Here is a 25,484-nt window from a genome sequence, read left to right as displayed (position 1 = left end):
GCGGTAGTTCGGACGCTAACGTCAGCGGCATGGCAAAGGTCAAAGATTCGATCAAGGTGGGATTGACGCCGGCACAGGCGTGGGAGCACGCGTTGGACCTGTCCCGATTCGGTGAATGGCTCGTCATTCACGACGGGTGGCGTAGCGAACTCCCGGGGCCGGGGGAGATCGGCAAGGGCACCGAGGTGTCGTCGGTCGTCGCGGCCAAGGGCACCCGGGTGCGGTTCAACTGGGTCGTCGACGAATACGACCCGCCCCGTCGCGTGAGCCTCAAGGGAGACGGTAAGGGCGGTGTGAAGGTCACCCTGATCCTCGAGGTCGCACCCGATGGTGACGGCGCCGACCTCACCTTCGAGCTCGAACTCGGAGGCCTGCCGATGATCGGGCTCGCCGGCCGGGCGGCCGCGAAGGTCGTCAAGGGCGACATCCGCACCTCACTGCAGAAGTTCCACGACCTCTACGCCTGACCTCACCGCCGTCGCCGGTGTGTATAGAATCCGGCGAACCTCGAAACAAGGTGGTGAGGGATGGGTCGACACGGAGTCGACAGCGGCGCCGAGGATGAGTTCGGATTCAGCGGACATCGCGACGGCGGGCGGGGGAGTGGGGGACGGTGGGCCCTGATCGCTCTGGTGCTGGTCGCGGGGTTGGTGGCGGGACTGATCTTGTGGCGCACTGTGTGGGACGGGTCGGGGACCGACTGCGAGTCCCGGGAGGCGGTCGCGGTGATCGCCGACCCGTCGATGGCCGGCACCCTCAAACCGGTGGCCGCCGAGGCGTCGAGCGGTTCCTGCTACGACTTCACCGTGACCGCGGTCAGCGGCGCGAACGTGGCGGGGCAGTTGACCAAGGGCGATCAAGCCCCGGATCTGTGGATCGCGGACTCTCAGACAAGGGCACGCAAGGTCACCGACCAGGTTCGCGCGTCACCCGACATCATCGCCGATTCGGTGGCTGCGAGCCCTGTGGTTGTTGCGGGCAAAGATGTTGCACCGCTGGAGAACTGGGTCGACGTCATGACGCTGCCGGGTCTGCGGCTCGGCAATCCGATCGACTCGAGCACCGGAGACGCCCCGATCGTCGGTGCGCTGGCCGCCGAGCAGGACGGAGCGATCACGCGCAAGGAATTCACCGATGCGATGACGCTGCTGGCGCTGCAGCAGGGCAACGCGCGCGTCGGCGGCGACTCCGACGGCGACCGGCTCGCAGTCTCAGCAGGAAGTGATTCCCCGACCGTCGTCAGTGAACAGCATTTCATCGAGTTCCAGCGCGCGAATCCGGAGAGCGGTCTGACGCCCTCGGTTCCGGCGGACGGGACCATGATCCTGGATTATCCGATGCTCAACACCGCGTCCGCAGCTCGCAAGGACACCATCGCGAAGGCCGGAGCGAAGCTCGTCGAGCAGATCGCGTCCGATCAAGGCGCAGAAGCCCTGACCGCGAGCGGTTTTCGTACGTCGGTGGATGAACCCGGCCCCGAGGGCGGGGTCGGTCAGGTGACCGTGCTGACCCTCAAGGATCCGGCCCAGGAGGACAAGGCGCTGCGGCAGTGGGCGGTACTCGGGGTGCCGATCCGCAGCCTCGTCGTCGAGGATGCCTCGGGGTCGATGGAGGAACGTGCGGGGGACTCCACGCGGGCGGAAATGCTTGTCGAGGCAAGCCAGAACGGACTGACGCTGTTCCCGAACAACACCGCACTGGGCGCGTGGCTGTTCTCGATCAACATGGGCGGCCAGGGACAGGACTGGCTCCCGATCGCGCCCATCGAACGCCTCGACACCGTCGACGCGGACGGACAGACGCACCGTCAGTACCTGGAGTCGCAGATCGTCACCTTGCCGGACCGCCTCGGCGGCGCGACCGGGCTCTACGACACCACGCTGGCAGCGTTCAAAGAGGTGCAGGACAGCTACGACCCCAACTTCTCGAACAGTGTCATCCTCTTGACCGACGGTCAGAACGAGGACGACAACTCCATCAGTCTGCAGGGGCTGTTGGCCGAGCTCAAGGCGCTCGAGGACCCGGCCCGGCCCGTGTTGATCCTGACCATCGGGATCACCGAGGACGCTGACGCCGACTCGCTGAAGCAGATCGCAGATGCCACCGGGGGGACCAGCTACATCGCCGAGTCGGCAGCCGACATCTCGACGGTGTTCGTCGATGCGGTGGCCGCTCGGATCGAAGCGGCCGGTCGTTAGTCCACCTATCAGGGCTGTAGCCGAGGCGCAGGCCTGAGTGACAGTGGGGAAAGGCCAGCTGAGCGCCCTAACATGGCCACGCTTAAAGCTGGCTGAGTTCTGAGAGATTCCTGTCAAAGTCCCGCCAAACGGACCGCGGTCGACTCTAGGCGGGCACTATGGACACCATGACTTCGACCATCACTTCAACTCCAAAAAGCCGAATTGTCAACGCGGGCAAGGTGGCTGCGGTGATCGCCGCAACCGGCGCCGCGATAGCCGCCTGCGGCGACGACGGAGGGAGCACCTCTGCGTCGACCACGACGGCAGCGGCGACATCCACTGCGACCGGTTCGACCGCCGCGGAATCGACAGCGGCACAGGGTGAATCGAGCTCTCCCTACGCCGACGGTGAGTACTCGGCAACCGGCACCTACAACTCACCCGGTGGTGAGCAGTCGGTCGGTGTCACCGTCACCCTGTCGAACTCGGTGATCACCGCGCTCACCCTCGACACCAGCCAGACCAAGGGCACCTCGGCCGAGTTCCAGGCGAAGTTCGCCAGCGGTATCGACTCCCTCGTCGTCGGCAAGAGCATCGATGAGCTCGACGTCAGCAAGGTCTCCGGCTCGTCCCTGACCTCGGGTGGTTTCAACAACGCGATCGACCAGATCAAGAGCGAAGCCCAGGCGTGATCAGCGGGTCGACGGCAGCGTCTGTGTGGGAGTTCAGCGCTCTCGGAACGGATTGGGACATCACAGTGCCCCAGCCGATGTCCGAGGCGCTTCGCACGCAGATCGCCGTCGAACTGGGCCGCATCGACCAGGTGTGGTCGAGGTTCCGTTCGGATTCGATGGTGGCCGAGATCTCCCGCGCCGCGGGGGAGTACCCGATCGCAGAATCCGATCAGCGGATGCTCGACCTGCAGCGGCGCCTCTATGAGGTCACGAACGGGCTCGTGACTCCGATGGTGGGACAGACGTTGGACGATGCCGGGTACGGGGCCGGGTACGCGCTGCGGCCCGCGGACACGGTCGCGGCGGTACCTGCCTGGGATGACGTCATCGCCGGCTGGCAGGGGACGCTGCGAACGAAGCGACCAGCGCTGATCGATGTCGGCGCGAGTGGGAAGGGATTTGCCGTCGACCGGGTCTCGCACATCGTCGCCGAGGCCGGGTTCGACGAGTTCCTCGTCAACGGCAGCGGTGACATCAGGGCCGGTGCCGCGCCGCACCGCATCGCCCTCGAACACCCGACCGATCCCACGAAGGCCATCGGCACCGTGGTGATCGAGAACAACGCGATCTGCGGTTCGGCGAGCAATCGGCGCGCGTGGGCCGATTGGCACCACATCGTGGACCCGCGGAGTAGCAGACCCACGCGAGAGGTGCTCGCCACCTGGGTCGTCGCCGACGACACCATGACGGCCGACGGTCTGTCGACCGCACTGTTCTTCTGTCCTCCGCGGAACCTGCTACGGGACTATCGCTTCGACTACGTGGTGGTTCGGGCAAACGGCAGCGTGGAGCATTCACACGCTCGAGAACTGGAGCTCTTTCTATGAAGTTCGTCCGACTCATCGACCGGATCTCGATGTACCGCTTCGTGTTGCTGGCATTGGTGGTCCTGGCCGTGTACTCACTGGCCGTCGCGGCCTCGGACACCGACTTCGCCTACACCGCAACACAGTTGCTGGGATCACTGGCCATTCTGGTCGTCGTCTGCGGCATCGTCACCTACGCGTGTGCCGCTGTCGTGCGGGTGCCGCCGGGCAGCGAATCGTGGCTGATCACTGCCCTCATCCTGTTCTTCATCTTCCCGGGCGTCACCGATTCCGACGCGGCGTGGGGACTCGTGCTGGCCGCCGCGATCGCAAGTGCCTCGAAGTATGTCCTCGCCGTGCGGCGGCGTCACATCGTGAACCCTGCGGTCGCGGGAGCGGTGATCAGCTATCTCCTCGCCTACCTCTCCATCGGACCGTTCGAGTATCCGGTCTGGTGGGTTGCCGCTGAACCGCTGCTGATCGCCATGATCGTGATCGGTGCTGCGGTGGTGTGGAAACTGCGCGAGTGGTGGCTCGTCGGAGTGTTCGTCGCGGTCTCGGTCCTGACGATCATCGTCGTCGCGCTCGACGCCGACAACCCGATCAGCGATGCACTCGATCTGGGCTTCACGTCGACACCGCTGCTGTTCGTGGCGGCGATCATGTTGACCGAACCTCTCACCTCTCCGGCGACGCGGGTCCCGAAGGTGATCTACGCGGCGCTGGTGGGCGTCCTGATGTTCTGGGGTCAGACGTTCGAGATCACGTCCGACTTCACGCTGGCGTTCGTCCCTGAGATCGCGTTGCTCGCCGGCAGTCTGTTCACATTCGTCGTCGGGATGCGGTGGCGTCGTACCGTGCTCACCGTGGATTCGGTGCGGCCGATCGGTGGGGACACCTACGAGGTCCTGGCCACCCCACCCCTGCGCTTTCAGCCCGGGCAGTGGGCGCAGATCTCGGCTGCCACCTGGAGTCCGACGCCAGACAAGCAAGGCACCCGGAGGGTGCTCTCGCTCGCCGGAGCCCCGTCGGAAACACAGACGCGTTTCGGGTTCACCGCAGTCGGTGAGCCCTCGGCCTTCAAGAAGAGGCTCATCGACGGCTCCACCACCAAGCTGTACGTCGACGAGGTGGGAGGCGACTTCACGCTGCCCCGGAAGACGTCGACCCCCACCGTCTTCATCGCCGGCGGCATCGGCGTGACCCCGTTCCGATCCATGCTCGCCGAGTTGACCTCTAAAACCGGCGGCGATCTGTCCCACGTCTCGATGATCTACGCCGCCAACACCGACGATCGACTGGTGTACGCGGACGTCCTCGATGCCGCGAAGAAGCTCGGCGCCCAGGTGATCACAGTCGTCGGAGGGCTGGTGAGCGTGGAGGAGATCGACTCGGTCGCCCGCCCCGGCGCGCACTATTATCTGTCCGGACCACCGGCAATGCTGGCAGCTCTCAAGCCGATGCTGATCCGCGCCGAACCACAGCTCAGGTGGCAGCCGTGGCGAGTGCACACCGATCGTTTCATCGGGTACTAGGTCTCGCCGGAAATTCGCGCCACCTGCGCGCGTGCGCGCCAGTTGCACCCGGCTCGTACGCGCGCAAGTGGCGCGAATTCGGGAGCGGGTTATCCCCGAGATACCAGCGCACGCAGGAAGAACGTGAGGTTGGCCGGGCGTTCGGCGAGGCGGCGCATGAAGTATCCGTACCACTGGGAACCGAAGGGAACGTAGACGCGGACCTGACGGCCGGCCTGCGCGAGGCGGACCTGCTCGCCATCACGGATTCCGTAGAGCATCTGATGTTCCCACTCGTCAGACCTGCGGCCGGCGGCTTCGGACAACGCCTCGGCCGCCTCGATCATCGCCGGGTCATGACTGGCGACCATCGGATACCCTTTGCCGCCCATCAGAATTCGCAGGCATCTCAGGTAGGACTCGTCAACGTCGGCTTTGCTCTGAAATGCAACGTCGACCGGTTCGGCGTATGCCCCCTTGCACAACCTGATTCGCGACCCCGGGCCCGAGAACTCGGCGCAATCATCCTCGGTGCGGTGGAGATAGGACTGCAGCACGGTTCCGAGGTCCGGGAAGTCGGCGCGCAGCTCGCGCACGATCCGCAAGGTGGCGTCCGTGGTGGTGTGATCCTCGGCGTCGACGGTGACCCAGACACCGGCTTGCGCTGCTGCACTGGTGATCCGGTGGGCGTTTTCCAGAGCGATCTTCTCGCCGTGCCGCGGCAGCGCCCGTCCCAGTGCCGACAGCTTCAGCGAAACCTCTAGCGGGTGACCTTGCGTCGTCACCTCCTGGTCGCCGAGCATGCCGATGAGCCTCAGGTACGCCTGTACCGTCGCATCGGCCGCCGACTCGTCGGTGGTGTCCTCACCGAGGTAGTCGATGCTGATCATTCGGCCGGACGCGAGCAGACCTGCTCCCGCACCGAGGACGTCGTCGAATGACTCGCCGGGCACGAAGCGGTGCACGACGTTCCGGGTGACAGTGATCTTCTCGGCCGTACGTTTGACCCGGTCGCTGCGGGCGGCGGCCATGATGACGCTGCGCGCCACGGCGGCAGTGGGGGCAGCCATGCTCATTCACCTGCCATGTGCGGGTAGGACGAGGACGTCGGCGGGTCGAAGGTCTCTTTGATGGTCCGGGTGGAGGTCCATCGCATGAGGTTCTGCCTCGACCCCGCCTTGTCGTTGGTGCCCGACGCCCTCGCACCGCCGAAAGGCTGCTGGCCGACGACCGCTCCGGACGGCTTGTCGTTGATGTAGAAGTTTCCTGCGGCGTTACGCAGCCCCGACATCGCGGTGGTCACTGCGGCCCGGTCGTCGGCGATCACGGCGCCGGTCAGTGCGTAACGAGCGCTCGAATCCACCTCGTGCACCATTGATTCGAAATCGTTGTCCGGGTAGACGTGGACCGCCAGGATCGGGCCGAAGTACTCGGTGCGGAAGGACTCGTCGTGTGGATCGTCGCTCAGCAGGACAGTGGGCTGGACGAAGTAGCCGGTCGAATCGTCGTGACCCCCACCGGCCGCGACCGTGAGGGTCGGCACCGATTTCGCGCGCTCGATTGCGGCGGCCGACTTGTCGAAGGCCCGCTGATCGATCACCGCGCCCCCGAAGTTGCTCAGGTCGCGCACGTCACCATAGGCAAGTGCGTTGGTCTCCTGCAGGAAGTCGTCGCCCATCCTGTCCCAGACCGACCTCGGGATGTAGGCGCGTGAGGCGGCCGAGCACTTCTGGCCCTGGTATTCGAATGCTCCGCGGATGAGCGCAGTGCGCAGGACATCAGGATTAGCCGACGTGTGGGCCAGCACAAAGTCTTTTCCGCCGGTCTCGCCGACGAGTCGCGGATACGTGCGATACCGGTCGATGTTCGAGCCGACCTCTCGCCACAAGTGCTGAAACGTCGCGGTCGAGCCGGTGAAGTGGATCCCGGCGAGGTTCGTGTCGGCCAGTACCACATCCGACACCGCGATCCCGTCGCCGGCAACGAGATTGATCACCCCGGGTGGCATCCCGGCGGCTTCGAGGAGCTTCATGGTGAGGTAGGCGGCGTAGGTCTGGGTGGGTGACGGCTTCCAGACGACGGTGTTCCCCATCAACATGGGAGCGGTCGGCAGATTCGCGGCGATGGCGGTGAAATTGAACGGCGTGATCGCGTAGACGAAACCTTCCAGAGGCCGGTGGTCGAGCCGATTCCACACTCCTGGACCGGAGATGGGCTGCTCGGCGAGGATCTCGCGGGCGAATCCGACGTTGAAGCGCCAGAAGTCGACCAGCTCGCACGGTGCGTCGATCTCGGCCTGCTGCACCGTCTTCGACTGTCCGAGCATGGTGGCCGCTGCCATGGATTCGCGCCACGGCCCCGACAGCAGGTCCGCTGCACGCAGCAGCACCGCGGCACGATCATCAAACGAGGTGGCGGCCCAGTCCTCTGCGGCGCCGCGGGCGGCGGCGACGGCTGCACGGGCGTCGTCGCGGGTGCCGTTGGTGAACGTCCCCAGCACTTCTGCGTGCGCATGCGGTTGGACGACGGCCACGCGCTCGCCGCTGCCGGCGGCGTGGACACCGCCGATGACGTGCGGCAGGTCGATCGGATCGGCAGCGGTGAGCTTGTCGAGTTCAGCGGTGATGCGGGCCCGTTCGGCGGATCCGGGCGCGTAGGTGTGGACCGGCTCGTTCCGGGCGGTCGGGGGAGTGGTGAAGGCGTCCATGTGTCCATTCCAACCCGGAGCGAACCAGGAAACGATGGCTGATCCGACAAAGTGTTGCACTATCCTTGTGTCGATCGGACAAAGGATGATCTCGCCATGTCGCAACCGAACGGTCCCACCTCGACCAGTGGTTCGCTGACTCTCGGTCGGCTTCTCCTGGCGCTCGACGGCACCCTGGTGACGCTGGTCGAAGCCCCGGACGGGCTGGACCAGCCGGTGTCGTCCGTCGCGCTCCTCGACGCCGATGACCTGTTGCTCGGTGTCGGACGCGCTGCCCGAGCGGCGGAGCTGGCGTTGCTGGTCGGGGTCGATGCAGATCAGGCCATCGCCTGGCTCGCGACGCTCGGGACCCGGACTCCGGCGGCCATCCTGGTGAAGCTGCCCGACGTCGAGCTGGTGCGACGGGCGACGGGCGGAGGCATCGCGGTGGTGGCGGTGGACCCCCATGCGCGGTGGGAGCGCATCTACAACCTCGTCGGGCGGGTCCTGGAGCAGTCGCGCACGGGATCACCGGAATCGATGGCGAGCGGTACGGCGGGCGACCTGTTCGCGCTTGCGCAAGCGGTCGCCGACCGTACCGGCGGTCTGGTGAGCATCGAGGACGCCGACTCGCATGTGCTGGCGTACAGCAGGTCTGACGAGGAGGCGGACACGCTGCGCCGGTTGTCCATCCTCGGACGTGAAGGCCCACCGGAGATGCTCGACTGGCTTCGGCAGTGGGGTGTGTTCAACGCCCTGCGATCCCGGGCCGAGGTGGTCTCGGTGGCCGAGCGCGCCGATCTGGGGTTGCGGCCACGGATCGCCATCGGGATCCGGGAGCCGGGCGCTGCAACGTATCTGGGCACGCTGTGGTTACAGCAGGGTGCTGAGCAGTTGTCCGACGACGCGGGCCCGGTGATCACCGGCGCTGCCGCGGTGGCCGCTCGGATCATTGCGCGTTCCGCGGCGGTGCCGTCGGTGCACGGTGAACAGGTGCAGCGCCTGTTGGGACTCCGCGGCGAGGTTGTCGATATTCCCTATCTTGCATCCGCACTTGCCCTGCCAGGGGACGGCCCGGTCGCGGTCGTCGGCTTCGGCGGGCAGGATGTAGCTGATGCCGGCGCCGTGCTCACCGGGTCATACCTGCCGGCGCTGACCTTGCACGCCAGCGCTTTCCGTCCCGACTCGGTGACGACGGCCGCGGGCGATCGTGTCTATGTGCTGTTTCCCCGCACTGACGCCGGAGCGACGATGCGGTGGGCGCGGGTGACCGTGGCCGCGGCGAAACGCCAGTTCGGTCTACGGGTCCGGGGCGTCGTCGCCGATTCGCCCGCTGGCCTGGGCGCAGTCGCGGGCCTGCGCGGCGACGTGGATCGGGTCCTCGACGCCGCGCTGCGGGAGGGCGCCCACATCGATGCCGTCAGCACCGTCGAACAGTCGCGAACCCCGGTGTTGCTCGGCGAGATCGTCGGCCTGATCGCCGACAACCCCGATCTGATCGATCCGCGGGTCGCGCAGCTACGGGAGCACGATCTGGCCCACGACTCGGCGCTGGTGCCGTCGGTGCGGGCGTACCTCGACGCATTCGGTGACGTGCGGGCTGCTGCCGGCGACCTCCATGTACACCCGAATACGTTGCGCTATCGGCTGCGTCGTGTGCGCGAGCTCACCGGGCTGGATCTGGGAGACCAGTCGACTCGGCTGGTGGTGGCGTTGGCGCTGCGGGTGTAGTCACCAGCAATCGGTATGAAGCCGACGAGACCGGGTGGTTTGCACGCGCTCAGTCGACTCGGTCGCCGGGATTCTCCGGCCGTCGCCACACGAGGAGTCCGATTCCCGCCAGCAGGGCGACGCCGCCGACCACACCGATGATGATCGGGATGATCGTGCCACCCCAGCGGAGTTGGTCGACGTAGCCGCTCGCCTTGTCGGACTGGCGCTTGATCGTCGCGTCGGTCCAGGCCATCGTCGCGCTGAAGGCATCCATCCTGAAGTCGCGGATGGGCGCGGCCAGATCGGGATCCTCCCAGCCGGGCGACTTGAAGTACTGCTGCTGGATCTCGCGGCCGTTGAGGACGGTCCCGGTTTTCGGTTCCACCCACACATGCCGCGTCGCCTTCGCGAACCGGTCCATCACGACCTTCTCGTCGGCGGGTATCCCGGTGATGCCCCACCAGCTCGCGGGCATCTCGAGGGAGGTACCCAGGCCCGGTTGACCGCTGGGTGTCTCCAGCAGGGTCTGGTCGATCTCGGGGACCTCGCTGACGAACTCGTAGGCGGTCAGACCGTTGATCTCGGTTTCACCGACGAACTTCGCAGGAACGTCCTGTCGGGAGTTGATGTCGTAGTAGAGCTGGTCGGACTTGTCGACGTCGAATCCGAACTTGTACTGGAATCCTTCGCGAGGCGCCTCGACGAAGTTGTCCGCGGCATCGATCGTCCGGGTGCCCTCCGGGGCCTCGATGGTGTGCAGGCGGTTGATCTCGCCGTTGGGCTTGCTGGTCTCGCGGTCGAGGGAGACCACGTCGACACTGCCGGTGAGCACACCGTCCTCGCAGGTCCGGTTGCCGTCGACAGGAGCGACGGTCGGCTCGATTGTCTCGTCGCCGTCCTGGATGCGGTCGATCTGGACCGTCTGCCCCGACTGCACGGTCACCTGGCCGGAGTCGGAGGGGTCGATGACCACGGTGCGGCGCTGCTGGGTGAGATGGGCGTCGAACACCTCGGCTCGTGGGCCGCTGACCGAGCAGCGGTTGAAGACCCGGGCGGGAACGTCGTTGCTGTCGGTCAGACCCGCGGGCTGCGACTGCGCGACGGTGGTGATGTCGAGGTCGAGTGGCACGACTTTGAGCTTGGGGACCAACCACAGTGGAACCGCGATCGCCGCGGTGATCGCCGCGATCCCGATGAAGATCAACGCCGGTGCCAGAAACCTTTTGATGTCGAAACCCCTCTCGAACGCCGATGGCCGGGTCCAAGTATGGCAAGGGTCGTTGTCAGGGTGCGTCAGGGTGGTGTGTTCAGAGTGTCTCGTAGATGATGCTCGAGATGACGCCCTCGTCCTCGAAGACCGCGGAGATCTCCGGCCCGAAGTCGTTCAGGCGTCCGGCATTGTTGACCATCAGCGCATATGCCACAGTTCGGCCACTCTTGGTCTGGATGTAGCCGGCCAGGTTCTGTGCGACGAGATTCACGGCCTCGCCGTCCTCGGTGGGTTCGACGGTGGTCTCGGTCTTGGCGAAGACGTGGCCTTTGCCCGCAGCGTCGTCCCCGTGGAGGCCGTGCGTGCGTCGCACAATGTGCGGATCAGTTCCGTGTGCTGCGCCGGGACGACGAACTTGTAGCGTGAGCGGAATGTTGATTCGTCAGGCGACCGCTGAGGACGCATGTGCGCTCGCGGCGGTCGCAGCAGCCACTTTTCCGCTCGCCTGCCCACCTCAGACGACCGACGCCGCGAAGGCCGATTTCATCGCGACGGAACTCTCGCGCTCGCGTTTCGAGGAGTATCTCGCTGTTCCGGATCGGGCCATCGTCGTCGCGGACGAAGGTGACCATCTCGCCGGATACACGATGATTGTCTTCGGCGAACCCACCGATGCCGACGTCGCGGGAGCGATCACGCTGCGACCCACCGTCGAACTCAGCAAGTGTTACGTGCTGCCCGGCGCACATGGGGGCGGAGTCGCCCACCGGCTGATGGCGCAGACGTTGGAGCTGGCTCACGAGCGAGGGGGTGCCGGGGTGTGGCTCGGGGTCAACGAACTGAACACCAAGGCTCAGCGATTCTACGAGAAGAACGGCTTCGGAAAAGTCGGACGCAAGAGATTCCTGATCGGCGGAGCCTACGAAGACGACGACATCCTCGAGCGGCCGTTGCCCTGACACCACCGATCGCCAAAAGTGCCCTCGGCAGGATTCGAACCTGCGACCTACCGCTTAGGAGGCGGTTGCTCTATCCCCTGAGCTACGGGGGCGCACGGGAGAGAACTTACCAAGTCAGTTGAGGTAGCCCTCGACCACGTTCTCGGACCGCACCTCGGCGTCGTCGGGATTGCCGCCGGACCGCCGTAGCGCGTCACGCTGTCGGAGCAGGTCCCAGCACTGGTCGAGCTGTACCTCGACCTCGCGGAGCTGGGCGTGCTCTTCGTCGGGCGTGATCTTGCCGTCGGTCAGCTGGGTGCGGAGTTCTTTTTCATGCGCGATCAGATCGGTGATCTGGGCGTGGAGGTTTTTGTCTGTGGTCACCCCACAAACTGTAGGCGCCGACCCCGGGCTCGTGCACGTGCCGGTACCCGCAGTTCGGCCGCGGCCGCAGGTGAGGCCCGCTTATGCTCTGCAATCATGAGCCGAACAGTCGTGCCTAAAGAACCGGCGGTTGCCGCGCTTGCCTCGGTCTGGGGGTCCATCGAGGCACTGGCAGGCGTACTCACCGCCGAGCAATGGGACAGTCCCTCGATTCTGCCGGGATGGTCGATCGGGGATGTCGTCACCCACGTCATGACGACGGAGCTGCTGTTGTTGGGGGACCCGGTGCCCAGCACCGACACCGACGTCGAGTCCTTCGCGCACGTGCACAACGAGATCGGCGCGATGAACGAGCGCTGGCTGGAGCACTATCGGGCTCGTGGTCGGGAGGCCGTGCTCGCCGACTTCAGCGATGCGACCTCGAGACGGGTCGTAGCACTGCAGGCGATGAGCCAGGACGACTTCGACGCCGATTCGTTCACGCCGGCCGGGCCCGACACCTATGGACGCTTCATGCGGATCCGGGTGTTCGACAGCTGGGTCCACGAGCTGGACCTGCGGGACACCCTGGGATTGGCCCCGCCCGCCGACGCGGCGAGCGCAGTACTCGCCTTCGACGAGATGTTCCGCGCACTTCCGTTTCTCGTCGGCAAGAAGGCAGGCGCGCCGGAGGGCAGCCGCGTCCGGATCGTCGTCACCGGACTCGTAGAGAAGACCGTGAACGTCGCTGTAGACGGCCGGGCAACGATTGTGTCCGATTTCGACGACGAGCCCAATGTGACCGTGACGATCAACTATGCTGACTTCGCTCGTCTCACCGCAGGACGTGCGACAGCCGATCCGGCGGTCGCCGTCGTCTCCGGCGATCGTGCACTCGGCAACGCCGTGCTCGGGAACCTGGCGTTCGCGATGTGAGACAGATGTCGGGGGAGGATTCATGAACGGAACGACACTGATCCGGCGCATGGCGTTCGTCGTGTTGCCGGTGATCATCGCACTCGCGATACCCGCTGCTCCGGCGCCCGCGCAGACGCCGAACCTCGGGCGGGACTTTCTGTGGGGTGTGGGTTCGGCCGGTTTCCAGTCCGAGGGATCGTCGCCTGACAGCAACTGGTTGCGCTACTCGAACTCTGACCGGGTGCACGACCCCGTCGGTACGTCGGTCGACTTCCGGCATCGATACGTCGAGGACATCACCAACGCCAAGCTGATGGGTGTCAAGGTCTACCGGATCAGTGTGGAGTGGGCGCGCATTCAGCCGAAGCCGGGTGTGTGGGATCAGCGTGAGCTCGAGTACTACGACCGCGTCATGCACCACATCCTGCTGTCGGGAATGCGGCCGATGATCACACTCGATCACTGGGTCTATCCGGGCTGGGCCGTCGACCGTGGTGGCTGGAACAACCCGAACATGGTGCGAGACTGGCTGACCAATGCAAGAAAGGTGGTGGATCGCTACGCGCGTTTCGACCCCATCTGGATCACGGTCAACGAGCCGCTCGTCTACACCTTTCTCAAAGAATTGAGTTTCGGTGGCGTTGCGCCGCACAATGTTCCGCTGATGCTCGACCAGCTGGTACAGGCGCATCGCACCATCTACGACTACATCCACGCCCGCCAGCCCGCCGCGTGGGTCACGTCGAACTCCGCGTATCTGCCCACGGTGCAACCGGTTCTGGATTCGATGTTCCTCGATCGGATCAAGGACAAGCAGGATTTTGTCGGCATCGATTACTACTATTCGGTCGCGGCGACCGACCTGAACACCTACAACGCGGCGACCGAAGAGTACTGGAAGGCCTCGACCTCGGCGGACGGCCTGTACTACGCACTGCGCTACTACGACCGGAAGTTCCCCGGTAAACCGCTCTACATCGTGGAGAACGGGATGCCGACCGAGAACGGGGCGCCCCGGCCCGACGGGTATCGGCGTGCCGACCAGCTCCGCGACGCCGCCTACTGGCTGACCCGCGCCAAGTCCGACGGTATGAACGTCGTCGGCTACAACTATTGGTCGATCACCGACAACTACGAGTGGGGCAGCTACACACCACGTTTCGGGCTCTATCAAGTGGACGTGACCACGGACCGAGCCCTACTTCGCCGACCCACTGCAGCAGTCGCGGCCTACCGGGACGTCATCGCCAATGGAGGCGTTCGCTCAGATTATCGACCCACCAGGCCGGCGCAGTTCTGCTCTCTGGTCGATGCTCCAACGAGCTGCAGTCAGCCGGTACGGTGAACGACTTGTCGTCGAGGCCGGTCTTGATCGCCAGGTTCTCGTCGGCGGATCGCTCGGCTTCGGCAGACCCGAACAGCGCCACGGCGACAGCGCCGAGGACCGCGAACGTGAAGCCCGCCAGAGCCAGCCACTCGAGGCCGGGCACGGTCGAGTCTCCGAGCCACATCACCCCGACGATTCCCGGGGCGGCGGTCTCGCCGACGACCAGGGCCGCGGTCGAACCGTTGACGGCGCCCAGTTGCAGCGCGACGGTGTGCAGGTAGAAGCCGGACGCGCCGGCGATCGCGATCACCCACGCGGCGGGATCGGCCAGCATCGTCGGCAATGAGAACGGATCGATACCGTCGAGAACCCGCACACCGATCGCGACCGCGCCGAAGAGCAGTCCCGCGGCGGCGCCGGCGGTGACCGACCCGGCCGGTCCCATCCGCCGGACCCCGTAGATCGACAGCCCGACGAGCACAAGGGTCGCGAACAGCAGGGCCCAGTGCAGCGAGCGTGGGGTCGCGCCTGCGGTGTGTGGCTGCGAAGCGGCTCCGAGGATCAACAGCGCGGCCAGCACAGTACCGATGGCAACCCAGTCCCGGGTGTGCAGCCTGATGCCGAGCAAGCGGATACCCAGAACAGCGGTGATGACGAGGTTGCCGGCAACGATCGTCTGCGACAGGAACAGCGGCAGCATCCTGGCGGCACCCGCTCCTGCGATGAACCCGAGGACGTCGAAGATCGCGCCGACGATGAACACACCGGTCATCGCGGTCGCGGCCGTGGACCGCAGTGAGGGAGCGCCCGTCGCCGTCGACATGCGGTGGTCGGCGGAGTTCTCGCGGGCCGCCTTGCGCGCACCGAGCGCCTGCATCACCGACGACAGGCCGTAACCCACCGCCGCGATCAGGGCCAACGTGACTCCGACAACCACTTACAACACCCACTTTCCACACAACTCGTTTCACAACAACAACCAAGTCTGCTCAGGTAATTCCCAGCTTCGCCACTGATTTTTCTCAGGCGGAGTGGCATTTTTCACACGCCGTCGGTCGCCACTAGGGTTGGGTAATGAGCAAAACCGTCTTGATCACCGGTGCATCCAGCGGAATCGGCGCCGAGGTCGCCCGTCAATTGGTGGCCCAGGGCCTGACCGTGCTGGGCACGAGTCGCAAGCCCGACGCGATCGCGAAGCCGATCGCCGGTGTCACCTATCTCGAACTCGACCAGAACGACCCCGCCAGCATCGCGCGCTGCGCAGAGCAGGCGGGCGCGATCGACATCCTCATCAACAACGCTGGTGAGAGTCAGATGGGACCGCTCGAGGACACCCCGATGGAGGTCATCGAGAAGTTGTTCGCCACCAACGTGTTCGGGCCGATCGCGCTGACCAAGGCGGTGCTGCCGGGGATGCGGGAGCGCGGGAGCGGAACCATCGTCATGGTCGGGTCCATGCTGTCGAGCTTTCCGCTGGCCTTTCGGTCGACCTATTCGGCGACGAAGTCGGCCATGAAATCCTTTGCCGACGCGAGCCGCCGTGAGCTGGCCCCATTCGGGATCGCCATCTGCACCGTCGAGCCGGGCACGATTGCGACCGGCATCGGCGACAGGCGTGGTTACTACATCGCCGACGACTCGCCCTATCGCGCCGACTACGACACCGTTGCCGCGGCCACCACGCGCAACGAGAAGGCCGGACTGGCGGTGGCGCCCATGGCTGCGGTGATCGTCGAGGCCGCGCTGTCCGAGGATCCGAAACCGCTGTACGCCAAGGGGAACAAGGCGCCGGTGGTGTTCGCCTTGCGCCGGTTGCTGCCGCGTCGAACCATTCTCGACATCATCGGCCGGTTCCACGGTCTTTCGAAAGCGCGTCCCTGAGGCGATGCGGAAACTACTCGTCATCGGGGTCGGTCCGGGCGACCCGCGGCAGGTGACCATCGAGGCCATCGACGCGATGAACTCGGTGGACGCGTTCTTCGTCCTCGACAAGGCACCAGAACGTGGCCTCGCCGTAAAGCACTCGCTGGTCGGACTGCGACAGGAGATCTGCGAGCGATACATCGATGGGGACTACCGGTTCGTCGAGGTGCCCGATCCGCCTCGTGACCGCAACCCCGACGATTACCGCGCCGAGGTGCGACGTTGGCACGACGCTCGGGCCGATCTGATCGAAGCAGCGTTGGCGACCGAACTGGCGGACGACGGGGTCGGAGGGATTCTGGTCTGGGGCGACCCGGCGCTCTACGACAGCACCCTGCGCATCGTCGACACCATCATCGATCGGGGTCGAATCGACTTGGAGCACACCGTCATCCCGGGCATCACGAGTTTCGCGTCGCTGACGGCCGCTCACAAGATCCTGCTCAACCGCATCGGGGAGCCCATCCACATCACCACCGGACGCCGGCTCGGGGAGACACCCGAGGGGGCAGCGGCGAACCAGGTCGTGATGCTCGACGCCGACTGCACGTTCCTGCAGACGGCGGCGCCGACCGATCAGATCTGGTGGGGCGCCTATCTCGGGACGCCCGATCAGATCCTGATCGAAGGAACGGTCGGTGAGGTCGGTGAGACGATCCGCGAGACCCGTGCCGCCGCACGCGAACGGTATGGCTGGATCATGGACATCTACCTGCTCCGCCGCTGACCCGGCCCCGCGATAATGGGTTGTTTTGGCGGAGCCGAACAGGGCTTTTGTTCGCCAGAACGACCCATTATCGGAGGGCGGGGAGCTAGAGGATCTCTTCCAGGGCGCTGAGGATCTGGTCGCGGAGTTCCCGGCGGCAGATCACGAAGTCGGGCATGAACGGGTTGGGGCGGTTGTATTCGAGCTCCGACCCATCGATGCGACTGCAATGCAGCCCGGCGGCCTGCGCGACCCCGACCGGTGCGCAGTTGTCCCACTCGTACTGCCCGCCTGCGTGGACATACGCATCGGCGTCGCCGCGGACGACGGCCATCGCCTTTGCCCCGGCCGACCCGATCGGCATCACCTTCAGGCCCAATCGGTGCGAGACGTGACCGGCCTCGTACGAGGTCCAGCCGCGGCTCGCGACCATCCGCCCGCTGAGTTCGCCGTCGACCTTGGGCACCGAATCGGTACTGAACACCTGGCCGATGGCCGGAAGGGAGACCGCACAGTCGGTCGGCTGCCCACCTTCGGTGAGTGCGATGTGCACGGCCCAGTCGTTTCGGCCCGCCGAGAACTCGCGGGTGCCATCGAGGGGATCGATGATCCACACGCGGTCGGCGGAGAGCCGGCGACCGGTGTCCTTGGCCTCCTCCGACAGCACGGCGTCGCCGGGTCGGTGCTCGGCGAGGACCGCTGCGATCCACGTCTGCGCCATCGCATCACCGACGTCGCCGAGCAGATATCCGCGCAGCAATTGCTGGTACCGGATGTCGACGAGGATCTTCCCCGCGCCTTCGGCCAGCATTCTGGCCAACTCGGCGTCGGTCGCCGAACCACTGGAGCGCATCCGTTTACTAGAGCACACTGGACCCATGCCTGAGTTACCTGAGGTGCAGGCCATCGCCGACTACGTCGACGGCCGTGCCGCCGGACTACCCATCAGACGCGTCGATGTCGCATCCCTCGCAGTCCTCAAGACCGCCGATCCGCCGTACACCGCGCTGGCAGGAAGGGTGATCGACAGCGTCGGCCGGGTCGGGAAATACCTGGTCATAACGACGTCCGGGGCTGACGAGGGCCCGATCCACCTGATCATCCACCTGTCCCGCGCGGGCTGGCTGCGGTGGTCGGACAATCTGTCGCCCACCCCACCCCGGCCAGGGGGTAAAGGCCCGATCGCACTACGGGTGCACTGCGGTCTGCCAGGTGAAGGGTTCGACGTCACCGAGGCAGGTACCCAAAAGCGTTTGGCCGTGTGGATCGTCCGCGACCCTGCCGAGGTCGAACGGATCGCGACGCTGGGTCCCGACGTCCTCGCGTTGAGCCGCGACGAGTTCGCTGCGCTGCTGGCGACCACCGGGGCGCGGATCAAGACCGTGCTCACCGATCAGCGGATCATCGCCGGAATCGGGAACGCGTACAGCGACGAGATCCTGCATACGGCGAAGCTGTCGCCATTTGCCACGTCCAAGAACTTGTCCGACGACCAGATCGACCTGCTCTACGCGACGATCCACTCGGTGCTCACCGGTGCGATCGGCCGACTCGAGGGCCAAGAGGTCGCCCGGCTCAAAGGCGAGAAACGATCTGGATTGCGGGTGCACGCCCGGACAGGTATGCCGTGCCCGGTGTGCGGCGACACCGTGCGCGAGGTCTCGTTCACCGACCGCTCGTTCCAGTACTGCCCAACGTGCCAGACCGGCGGCAAGATACTGGCGGACCGGCGGATGTCGCGACTGCTGAAGTGACCACCACTGATCTGGACGCACTGCCTTCGGGCCTGCGGCTCAATCAGATCCAGTTCATGGCGACGCACAACTCGTGCCATCAGCTGATGCCGCCTGATGAGCGGTTTGCGTTCCTGATGGGTGACAACCTCGATTCGTATCGCTACGAGCATCCACCGATCGATGTCCAACTCGGGCAGCAGCACGTCAGGGGAGTGGAGTTGGACCTCTACCCCGACCCGGCAGGCGGTCGCTATCGGTATCCGCTGGCCCGGCGATGGCAACGCCGCGGACCCCGTCCCGAAAAGCTGTGGGATGCGCCGGGTTTCAAAGTCATGCACGCACCGGATGCGGACTATCGCACCAGCTGCCCGACATTGACCGGAGCGCTGCGCACCATCAAGGCGTGGTCGCTCGCGCACCAGGGGCACGTGCCGATCGTGGTCCAACTCGAACTGAAGGCCTCGTGGCCTTGGGCGCTCGTCACCGGCGGGGCGCGGGTCCCGCGGTGGACGCCCGCGGTGCTCGACGATCTAGATGCGGAAGTCCGCAGAGTCTTCGATGACGCGGCGCTCCTTACCCCCGATCGGGTCCGGGGTGTCGCCCCGACGCTCGAGGAAGCCGTTCTCACCACAGGGTGGCCGCTGGTCGACGACGTCCGGGGAACGGTGCTGTTCTTCCTCGACTATGGCGATCAGGACTATATCCGCGACAACTATCGGCACGGCCGCCCGAGCCTCCTCGGTCGCGTGGCCTTCACCACTCCGCCTCCAGGGCATGAGGATTCGGCGTTCATCATGCACAACGACCCCAGAGGACCGAATGCCGAACGCATCACGGACCTGGTCCGGCGCGGGTATCTCGTCCGTACTCGCTCTGACGAGCCTGTGTCGACCGCGAAGAGAAACGAGCACGACCGCCCGGCCGCGGCGCTGGCCTCCGGTGCCCACATGATCAGCACCGACTTCCCGAAGCCCGGCTTGGCCTTCCGCTGGGGCGACGGCCGGTTCGTGGCGCAACTACCCGGCGGGGTCGCGGTGCGGCCCAATCCGATCACGGTAAGTTGCCAGCCATGACACGCGACAGGATCCTCATCACCGGAGCCAGCTCGGGTCTGGGCGAGGGGATGGCCAAAGCCTATGCAGCGCAGGGACGCGCGCTGGCCCTGTGCGCCCGCCGCGCCGACCGGCTCGACGAGCTCAAGGCGGAGCTCGAACCCCAGGCGGCGCAGGTCGCGGTGGCGCGGCTCGATGTCACCGATCTGCCGAGTGTGCCGACGGTCTTCGGCCAACTGCGCGATGAGCTCGGCGGCCTGGACCGGGTCATCGTCAACGCAGGACTCGGGAAAGGCGCCCCGATCGGGACTGGCAAGGCGCACGCCAACATCGAAACGGTGCAGACCAATCTGGTTGGCGCGCTGGCTCAGGTGGAGGCTGCCCTCGAGATCTTCCGTGAACAGAACTCGGGGCACCTGGTGCTGGTCAGCTCGATGAGCGCGGTGCGCGGTCTCCCCAAGGCGCAAGCCGCGTATTCCGCGTCGAAGGCGGGACTCTCGGCGCTCGGGGAGGGGCTGCAGGCAGAATTCGCCGGCTCTCCCATCACGATCAGCGTGATCCTGCCCGGCTACATCTCCACCGACATCAACGCCGGTGTGAAGACCAGGCTGATGGCCGATCGCGCCACCGGCGTGAAGGCGCTCGTTGCCGCGATCGACGCCGAGCGGGCCCGAACCCCGGTGCCCCGGTGGCCATGGACCGCCGTCGACCTGGCGCTGCGTCACCTGCCGGCCGCGATCACCCGCCGTATGGTCTGACATGCGGGCTCTGGTGGTCGAGGACGACGTGAGAGTCGCTGAGACAGTTCGCCGCATGCTCATCAGCGACGGGTGGAGTGTGGTGGTCGCACGCGACGGCGCCGACGGTCTCTGGCAGGGCACCGAGAACGAGTTCGACGTCATCGTCCTCGACATCATGCTGCCCGAATTGAACGGCTATCAGGTGATCAAGGAACTGCGATCGCGCGAGGTTTGGACCCCGGTGCTGATGCTCTCTGCCAAGGACGGCGAATACGACCAGGCGGACGCGCTCGACTACGGCGCCGACGACTACCTGGTCAAGCCCTTTTCAGTGGTGGTACTCAAGGCCCGTCTGCGCGCCCTGCTGCGGCGCGGCAGCAAGGAGAGACCTGCGGTGCTGTCGGCGGGTTCGTTGACACTGAACCCGGCTGATCACGCGGTGTGCCGCGGCGACACACCGATCAAACTCACCCCCCGCGAGTACTCGACGCTGGAGTTCCTGATGCGGAACAAGGGGAGGGTTGTCACCAAAACTGAGATACTGCAGTCGATCTGGGATGAGAATTACGGTGGCGACGTGAACATCGTCGAGGTCTACATCCGCTATCTGCGCAAGCGCATCGACATCCCGTTCGGAACCAGTTCTATTCGGACGGTGCGCGGTTCGGGATACTGCCTCGGCGAAGACTGAGCGGACCCACGGGTCGGTCGTCGCCGGATAGGGCGTTCACTGCTGACGAGCGCCTGCCCACGTTTGACGTCGACCGTGCCAATGGCCCAGGTGCTGTCTGACGGTATCCGGCCAAGGACGGAGGTGCTGGAAGTGGAGCGTTTATCGTTGTCATACCCCGCTGTTAAGATACCGCCGCGGCACCTCTGAATAGATGAGAATGTCTGCAGCACAATGAAATAAACCAGATCGAACACTTGTGCTAATGCCGAAATCGCGTTAGATTCGTGTCGTGAACTTCGGGGGACTGTTCGAACACCTATCAACGATGGCAGCCGATCCATTACTGCTCGCACCGCTCGACGATTTGGCGTTGTGGGAGGAGACGGTGTGCGCACTGCGGGCCAAGAATGCGTTGGACCAGTTGCTGTTCCGGTTCACCGCAGAACTCGACAAACGTGGGGTAGCGAAAACACTCGGTGCGGACTCGACTGCGGAATTGTTGCAGTCGGTGCAGGTGCCGCCGGCGGTGGCGCACCGCTATGTGCGGGTGGGGCGTGCGCTCAGCTCGATTCCGTCGGTCGCTGCGTATGCCGTCGACGGGACGCTGTCGGGTGGGCACATGGATTCGATCGTGAAGGGCGTGGCGTACATTGAGCGTCGCGACCCGGATCTGACCACGGAAGAACGGGACGACTGCGTGCGGGGGTTGTTGACCGAGGCCAGTGTCTCCACGCCGGCGGAGGTCATCGAACGCGCCCACGCCATGGCGATTGCCTTGTCCCCGCCGGACAAGGAAGTGCCGGACTCCGAAAACGATGACCTCAATCAGGTCTCGTTCAACACCGGTGACGACGGGCGGACCCACGGGACCCTCGACCTCGACAAGGCTCTCGGGGAGAAGCTGGCCACCGCATTGCGACCGTTGGCCAAACCCGTGCCCGAACCGGACGGATCACCCGACCCCCGGACCACGCCGCAGCGCCTGGCCGAGGCCCTCGGGAAGGTCCTGGACACCTTCTTCGCCCACCACGACCGGCCGATCGAAGGTGGGGTCAAACCGAGGGTGACGATGACCGTCTCCGCTGCGCAACTGCTGCAGTTCCAGATGAACGGCATCGCCGGCGGGAAGGTCCCCACAGCGCCCGCGACGGCGTCGTTCGAATGGACAGGTCCGGTCTCGCCCGCCACCGCGCAGACGATCGCGTGTGATGCGGTGATCACCAAGATCCTCCTGGACGACAACGGGGTACCGCTGGACTGGACCGTGTTCATCGGCGGAGACGAAGCGCAGCGGAGCTCGATCAGTGTGGCCGACGGGCATCCCTGGTTCATCAAGCCCGGCTCCACCACGCCGTTGCGCTCTCACGCGCGCCGGACCATGACCAACGAATTAACCGCCACCTAAGCGGTCGCCAGGTTTACGAGAAACTACCCACGACGACGCAGCACGAAGTTACTACCGCAGCGCAGGTGAACGTCTGCGCAGCTTGATGTTTGACAACTTCACAGTGTGTGGCCTAGGTCGAGATCTCAAGTCCCGGCGATGGGCGCGCGGCGACGATGCCGGGATCGGTGAGCGATTCGTTGGCAGCGGTGGTGGTTTCGGTCGGGATCACCATGGTGAAGCACGCGCCGCCTCCCGGACTGTCCGAGACCGTGATGGTGCCGCCGTGGGCTTTCGCGATCTCGACGGCGATGGGCAGTCCGAGACCGGAACCGGACTGATGGCGTCCGCGATCGGCATCATGGCGGTAGAAGCGGTCGAAAATCTTCTCTCGCGCATCCGCCGGCACGCCGGGGCCGTCGTCGATCACGCGGATGGTCGCTGTCGATGCACCGAGATCTTGCGCCATCTCCAGCGTGATGGTCGACGAAGCATGGTGTGAGGCATTGTCGGTGAGGTTGCGGATCGCGCGCGTTAGCTTGTCCGAGTCCCCGATGACGCGGATCGGTGACACCTGCGCGATGACTTTCGCCAGTCCCAGCGAGCGGAGCCGGGTGACCTCCGCGCCGATGATGTCGTCTAGGTCCACCTCGTCGACGGTCAGCGGTATGCCTCGTTCGTCGGCTCGCGCCAACAGCAGCAGGTCGGCAACCATGGTGCTCATCCGCTGAGCCTCGGGCAACAAGATGGTTCGCACTGTGTCGACGTCGATGGACGAGTCCGTGTCGTCGGCCAGGTCGAGGATGCCGACGAGAGTGGTCAGCGGAGAGCGCAGTTCATGAGAGGCGTCGCCGACGAATTGCAGCTGGCTCACCCGGCTCTGCTCTAGGCGGTCGAGCATGTCGTTCATCGTGACGGCCAAGGTGGTGAGTTCGTCCTCGGTGGAGGGGACGGGGACCCGACGACTGAGATCGGAACTCGTGATCGCAGAGACCTGCGCCGTGATGTGGGCAACCGGCTTCAGCGCGCGTCCGACGAAGTAGTAGATGCCTGCGCCGGCGATAACGATGACCAGCGGGATCTCGATGGCGAGGATGGCGGCGGTACCCCAGAGTCCGGAGAAATAGGGTTGCGTCGACACCGCGGTGATGACGTTGTAGTCGATGCCGTCGAACCTGGCCCCGGTGATCTGGCCGCAGTACGTGCCCGAGCGTCCGGGGAGTTCGACACCGTCGACACGTTCGGTGTTCCACCGACCGGGCCTGATATCGGAGACGGCGACGGTGTCGGATCCCGGTGAGCTGAAGAGCACGACGCCGTTGTCGTCCACGATCTGGATGACATCGATACCCGTTGTGGGCCGCAGGAGTTCGGAATCGATGCTGTTGAGGCCGCCCTCGTTGATCTGATGGGCGATCTCGTAGGAACGGGTTCCGGTCGATTTGTACATCTGCGAATCCTGGTGGCGGTGCAGCATGTACAGCATGATCACCGCCCCTGCCACCATTCCCAGGGCCACGATGATGGTCGCCACGATGGTGGAACGCACGCGGACGCCCTGGCTGCGGCGGAATACAGCCGTGACACCCCGGGCCTTGTCTGCGAACATCACTGGATTCAGCCGGTCGGCGAGACCGAACCCGACGGGGTACCCGACGTCGGAGCCGGTGAACCGTCCGACCAGACGACCGGTGCGGACTTGTAGTCGAACTGGTCGTCGCCGGTGTCTGCCCAGTAGATGACCCTGGTCAGCTGTGTGTCCGGATCTGCGAGCGCCACAAGGCAGGTGGCGTACGACTGCCCTTTGGCGAGGGTCTCCGGTGGCGGAGGGGCCAGGCAGCCCGCGACATTGTCCGGCGGGGTGAGGGTGAGTGCCGGCGTCACACCGTCCGCACTGCCCGCGAATCCTGCGACCGACAGCGCGTTGCGCTGCCGGTCGACTGCCTGCGTGACGGTGAGATGGATGAAGAATGGGCTGCCGCCGTGGGTGAACGAGTCGGGCAAATCCCCGTCGGCGGCCGGTTCGATGCCGGTGACCGTGAAGCCCGATAGTTGCTGGTCGGGCCGAAAGGCGTCCGAGGGAAGCAGCGCCGTGTCCGACCACAACAGCGCCTCGCCGGGTTCGGTCAACGCGAGAGGGCCGGTCGGGAGGGTGACGTTCGCCGAGGTCGGCACCGCCACGCTGGGGGTCGTCGATGTCGGCTCGTCCGCGTCGCCACCGCTCGAACACGCGGCCAGGGTCGTCAACAGCGCCGCTGCAACCAGCGCAGATTCCACGCCGTTTCGCACACTCATCTGGTGATCGTATGTGGTCAACGCCGGTCCGGGGCGACGTAGGGTGTGCACCATGGGAAATCAACAGGACGAGGTGTACGGGCGCGGGGCCTTCCAGCTCTATGGCAGCGAACTGCAGGTGAAGATCAGCGATCTGCTGGCCGACGTCTTCGGCCGCGACGACATCACCTGCTGGGCCGGCGACTGGCGCGGAATCCTGTACTTCACCCTCGATGACGAGGAGGGCGTCGACCCGCAGCAGATCTTCGGTTTCGACCCCTCCACCGGTGACAGCGGCGAGCTCGCGACCCTGCCCGAACTGATGGCGGCCATCGACCGCGGCGACATCACCGACGCGGTCGACGGGGCCGGGTTCGCGAGGTGGCTGGCCGACACCGGAAACACCGGACTGGAGGTGGCGACCTGCGCGCCGACAGTCGAACTCGAGTTCATCGGCGGCTCACCCGATGAACGGGTCACCGAACCTCGGGACGTGGTGACCCACGTGGCCCTGGCCGCCGTGATCATGGGCCGACTGCAAGCCCTCGACGTCCAGCCGGGGGATCCGATCCCGGACGAGCTGTTCGACCAATCACGCTGGGAATGA

Annotated in this window: 26 protein-coding genes and 1 tRNA gene; 17 read left to right on the top strand and 10 right to left on the bottom strand. The window is 65.5% G+C overall.

Annotation, left to right across the window (positions count from 1 at the left end):
- Positions 1-29 precede the first annotated feature (29 nt).
- The 5 genes from J3S28_RS21470 to J3S28_RS21450 all read left to right on the top strand — a co-directional run bounded on the left by J3S28_RS21470 (position 30) and on the right by J3S28_RS21450 (position 5,255).
- Entirely contained in the window at positions 30-467 is a 438-nt protein-coding gene (locus J3S28_RS21470) for a type II toxin-antitoxin system Rv0910 family toxin (protein WP_207842795.1), read from the top strand.
- Positions 468-527: 60 nt separating this feature from the next.
- Complete coding sequence (locus J3S28_RS21465; RefSeq protein ID WP_207842794.1) at positions 528-2,198, top strand: substrate-binding domain-containing protein; 1,671 nt, start codon at positions 528-530, stop codon at positions 2,196-2,198.
- Between the two features lie 158 nt (positions 2,199-2,356).
- On the top strand, positions 2,357-2,872 hold the full coding sequence (locus J3S28_RS21460; protein WP_207842792.1) for an FMN-binding protein: 516 nt from the start codon (positions 2,357-2,359) through the stop codon (positions 2,870-2,872).
- The gene (locus J3S28_RS21455; RefSeq protein ID WP_372436059.1) at positions 2,872-3,741 is read left to right on the top strand and encodes an FAD:protein FMN transferase; all 870 of its coding nucleotides are present in this window, start codon (positions 2,872-2,874) and stop codon (positions 3,739-3,741) included. Before J3S28_RS21460 ends, J3S28_RS21455 begins: the two co-directional genes overlap by 1 nt.
- On the top strand, positions 3,738-5,255 hold the full coding sequence (locus J3S28_RS21450; RefSeq protein ID WP_207842791.1) for an RnfABCDGE type electron transport complex subunit D: 1,518 nt from the start codon (positions 3,738-3,740) through the stop codon (positions 5,253-5,255). The genes J3S28_RS21455 and J3S28_RS21450 overlap by 4 nt, the downstream gene beginning before the upstream one ends.
- A gap of 89 nt (positions 5,256-5,344) precedes the next feature.
- Here the strand turns inward: J3S28_RS21450 and J3S28_RS21445 are convergent, their stop codons facing one another.
- Together J3S28_RS21445 and pruA are read right to left on the bottom strand one after the other, a co-directional pair.
- Positions 5,345-6,304, bottom strand: coding sequence for a proline dehydrogenase family protein (locus J3S28_RS21445; RefSeq protein ID WP_207842790.1), 960 nt, complete (start codon positions 6,302-6,304; stop codon positions 5,345-5,347).
- A gap of 2 nt (positions 6,305-6,306) precedes the next feature.
- Positions 6,307-7,941, bottom strand: coding sequence for an L-glutamate gamma-semialdehyde dehydrogenase (pruA, locus tag J3S28_RS21440; protein ID WP_207842789.1), 1,635 nt, complete (start codon positions 7,939-7,941; stop codon positions 6,307-6,309).
- A gap of 96 nt (positions 7,942-8,037) precedes the next feature.
- Here pruA and J3S28_RS21435 point away from each other — a divergent pair, with 96 nt between their 5' ends.
- Entirely contained in the window at positions 8,038-9,651 is a 1,614-nt protein-coding gene (locus J3S28_RS21435) for a PucR family transcriptional regulator (RefSeq protein ID WP_207842788.1), read from the top strand.
- 49 nt (positions 9,652-9,700) lie between these two features.
- Here the strand turns inward: J3S28_RS21435 and pgfA are convergent, their stop codons facing one another.
- Together pgfA and J3S28_RS21425 are read right to left on the bottom strand one after the other, a co-directional pair.
- Complete coding sequence (gene pgfA / locus J3S28_RS21430) at positions 9,701-10,837, bottom strand: cell envelope lipid trafficking protein PgfA (protein ID WP_207842786.1); 1,137 nt, start codon at positions 10,835-10,837, stop codon at positions 9,701-9,703.
- 103 nt (positions 10,838-10,940) lie between these two features.
- A complete protein-coding gene (locus tag J3S28_RS21425; protein WP_207842784.1) occupies positions 10,941-11,216 on the bottom strand; it encodes a hypothetical protein in 276 nt (91 codons plus the stop codon).
- Positions 11,217-11,274: 58 nt separating this feature from the next.
- On the opposite strand from J3S28_RS21425, the gene J3S28_RS21420 reads away from it, so the two are divergent.
- Positions 11,275-11,802, top strand: a complete 528-nt coding sequence (locus J3S28_RS21420) for a GNAT family N-acetyltransferase (protein WP_207842783.1) — start codon at positions 11,275-11,277, stop codon at positions 11,800-11,802.
- A gap of 19 nt (positions 11,803-11,821) precedes the next feature.
- Here J3S28_RS21420 and J3S28_RS21415 read toward each other — a convergent pair.
- Positions 11,822-11,894, bottom strand: a tRNA-Arg gene (locus J3S28_RS21415).
- A 22-nt stretch (positions 11,895-11,916) separates the two neighbouring features.
- Positions 11,917-12,165: a DUF2630 family protein gene (locus J3S28_RS21410; protein ID WP_207842782.1), complete on the bottom strand. Its 249-nt coding sequence runs from the start codon at positions 12,163-12,165 to the stop codon at positions 11,917-11,919.
- Positions 12,166-12,261: 96 nt separating this feature from the next.
- On the opposite strand from J3S28_RS21410, the gene J3S28_RS21405 reads away from it, so the two are divergent.
- Together J3S28_RS21405 and J3S28_RS21400 are read left to right on the top strand one after the other, a co-directional pair.
- Positions 12,262-13,080 carry a maleylpyruvate isomerase family mycothiol-dependent enzyme gene (locus J3S28_RS21405; protein WP_207842781.1) on the top strand — a complete coding sequence of 273 codons (819 nt, stop codon included), beginning with the start codon at positions 12,262-12,264 and terminating at the stop codon, positions 13,078-13,080.
- A 22-nt stretch (positions 13,081-13,102) separates the two neighbouring features.
- On the top strand, positions 13,103-14,407 hold the full coding sequence (locus tag J3S28_RS21400; protein WP_237341904.1) for a family 1 glycosylhydrolase: 1,305 nt from the start codon (positions 13,103-13,105) through the stop codon (positions 14,405-14,407).
- Here J3S28_RS21400 and J3S28_RS21395 read toward each other — a convergent pair.
- On the bottom strand, positions 14,304-15,326 hold the full coding sequence (locus J3S28_RS21395; protein WP_207842780.1) for a DMT family transporter: 1,023 nt from the start codon (positions 15,324-15,326) through the stop codon (positions 14,304-14,306). The two genes, J3S28_RS21400 and J3S28_RS21395, sit on opposite strands and share 104 nt — an antisense overlap.
- Before the next feature lie 137 nt (positions 15,327-15,463).
- Here J3S28_RS21395 and J3S28_RS21390 point away from each other — a divergent pair, with 137 nt between their 5' ends.
- The gene (locus J3S28_RS21390; protein ID WP_207842779.1) at positions 15,464-16,270 is read left to right on the top strand and encodes an SDR family oxidoreductase; all 807 of its coding nucleotides are present in this window, start codon (positions 15,464-15,466) and stop codon (positions 16,268-16,270) included.
- Between the two features lie 4 nt (positions 16,271-16,274).
- The gene (cobF, locus tag J3S28_RS21385) at positions 16,275-17,039 is read left to right on the top strand and encodes a precorrin-6A synthase (deacetylating) (protein ID WP_207842778.1); all 765 of its coding nucleotides are present in this window, start codon (positions 16,275-16,277) and stop codon (positions 17,037-17,039) included.
- Between the two features lie 85 nt (positions 17,040-17,124).
- Here the strand turns inward: cobF and J3S28_RS21380 are convergent, their stop codons facing one another.
- The gene (locus J3S28_RS21380; protein ID WP_237341903.1) at positions 17,125-17,871 is read right to left on the bottom strand and encodes a 3'(2'),5'-bisphosphate nucleotidase CysQ; all 747 of its coding nucleotides are present in this window, start codon (positions 17,869-17,871) and stop codon (positions 17,125-17,127) included.
- Positions 17,872-17,896: 25 nt separating this feature from the next.
- Between J3S28_RS21380 and J3S28_RS21375 the strand changes: the two genes are divergently transcribed.
- The 5 genes from J3S28_RS21375 (at position 17,897) to J3S28_RS21355 (ending at position 22,624) form a co-directional block, all read left to right on the top strand.
- The gene (locus J3S28_RS21375) at positions 17,897-18,772 is read left to right on the top strand and encodes an Fpg/Nei family DNA glycosylase (protein ID WP_207842775.1); all 876 of its coding nucleotides are present in this window, start codon (positions 17,897-17,899) and stop codon (positions 18,770-18,772) included.
- The gene (locus tag J3S28_RS21370) at positions 18,769-19,827 is read left to right on the top strand and encodes a Ca2+-dependent phosphoinositide-specific phospholipase C (protein WP_307797314.1); all 1,059 of its coding nucleotides are present in this window, start codon (positions 18,769-18,771) and stop codon (positions 19,825-19,827) included. Before J3S28_RS21375 ends, J3S28_RS21370 begins: the two co-directional genes overlap by 4 nt.
- On the top strand, positions 19,824-20,564 hold the full coding sequence (locus tag J3S28_RS21365) for an SDR family oxidoreductase (RefSeq protein ID WP_207842774.1): 741 nt from the start codon (positions 19,824-19,826) through the stop codon (positions 20,562-20,564). The genes J3S28_RS21370 and J3S28_RS21365 overlap by 4 nt, the downstream gene beginning before the upstream one ends.
- A 1-nt stretch (position 20,565) precedes the next feature.
- Entirely contained in the window at positions 20,566-21,237 is a 672-nt protein-coding gene (locus J3S28_RS21360) for a response regulator transcription factor (protein ID WP_207842773.1), read from the top strand.
- A 307-nt stretch (positions 21,238-21,544) separates the two neighbouring features.
- Positions 21,545-22,624 (top strand): DUF222 domain-containing protein, encoded by a 1,080-nt coding sequence (locus tag J3S28_RS21355; protein WP_237341902.1) that lies wholly within the window; start codon positions 21,545-21,547, stop codon positions 22,622-22,624.
- A gap of 112 nt (positions 22,625-22,736) precedes the next feature.
- Here the strand turns inward: J3S28_RS21355 and J3S28_RS21350 are convergent, their stop codons facing one another.
- Both J3S28_RS21350 and J3S28_RS21345 read right to left on the bottom strand, forming a co-directional pair.
- Positions 22,737-24,212: a sensor histidine kinase gene (locus J3S28_RS21350; RefSeq protein ID WP_207842772.1), complete on the bottom strand. Its 1,476-nt coding sequence runs from the start codon at positions 24,210-24,212 to the stop codon at positions 22,737-22,739.
- Positions 24,213-24,220: 8 nt separating this feature from the next.
- Positions 24,221-24,898, bottom strand: coding sequence for a hypothetical protein (locus tag J3S28_RS21345; RefSeq protein WP_207842771.1), 678 nt, complete (start codon positions 24,896-24,898; stop codon positions 24,221-24,223).
- Positions 24,899-24,950: 52 nt separating this feature from the next.
- Here J3S28_RS21345 and J3S28_RS21340 point away from each other — a divergent pair, with 52 nt between their 5' ends.
- Complete coding sequence (locus J3S28_RS21340) at positions 24,951-25,484, top strand: hypothetical protein (protein ID WP_207842770.1); 534 nt, start codon at positions 24,951-24,953, stop codon at positions 25,482-25,484.

The organism is Williamsia soli, from assembly GCF_017377795.1.
GTDB classification, from domain to species: domain Bacteria; phylum Actinomycetota; class Actinomycetes; order Mycobacteriales; family Mycobacteriaceae; genus Williamsia; species Williamsia soli.
Note: the sequence above shows the minus strand (reverse complement) of the source record. Positions and strands in the feature narration are given on the sequence as shown.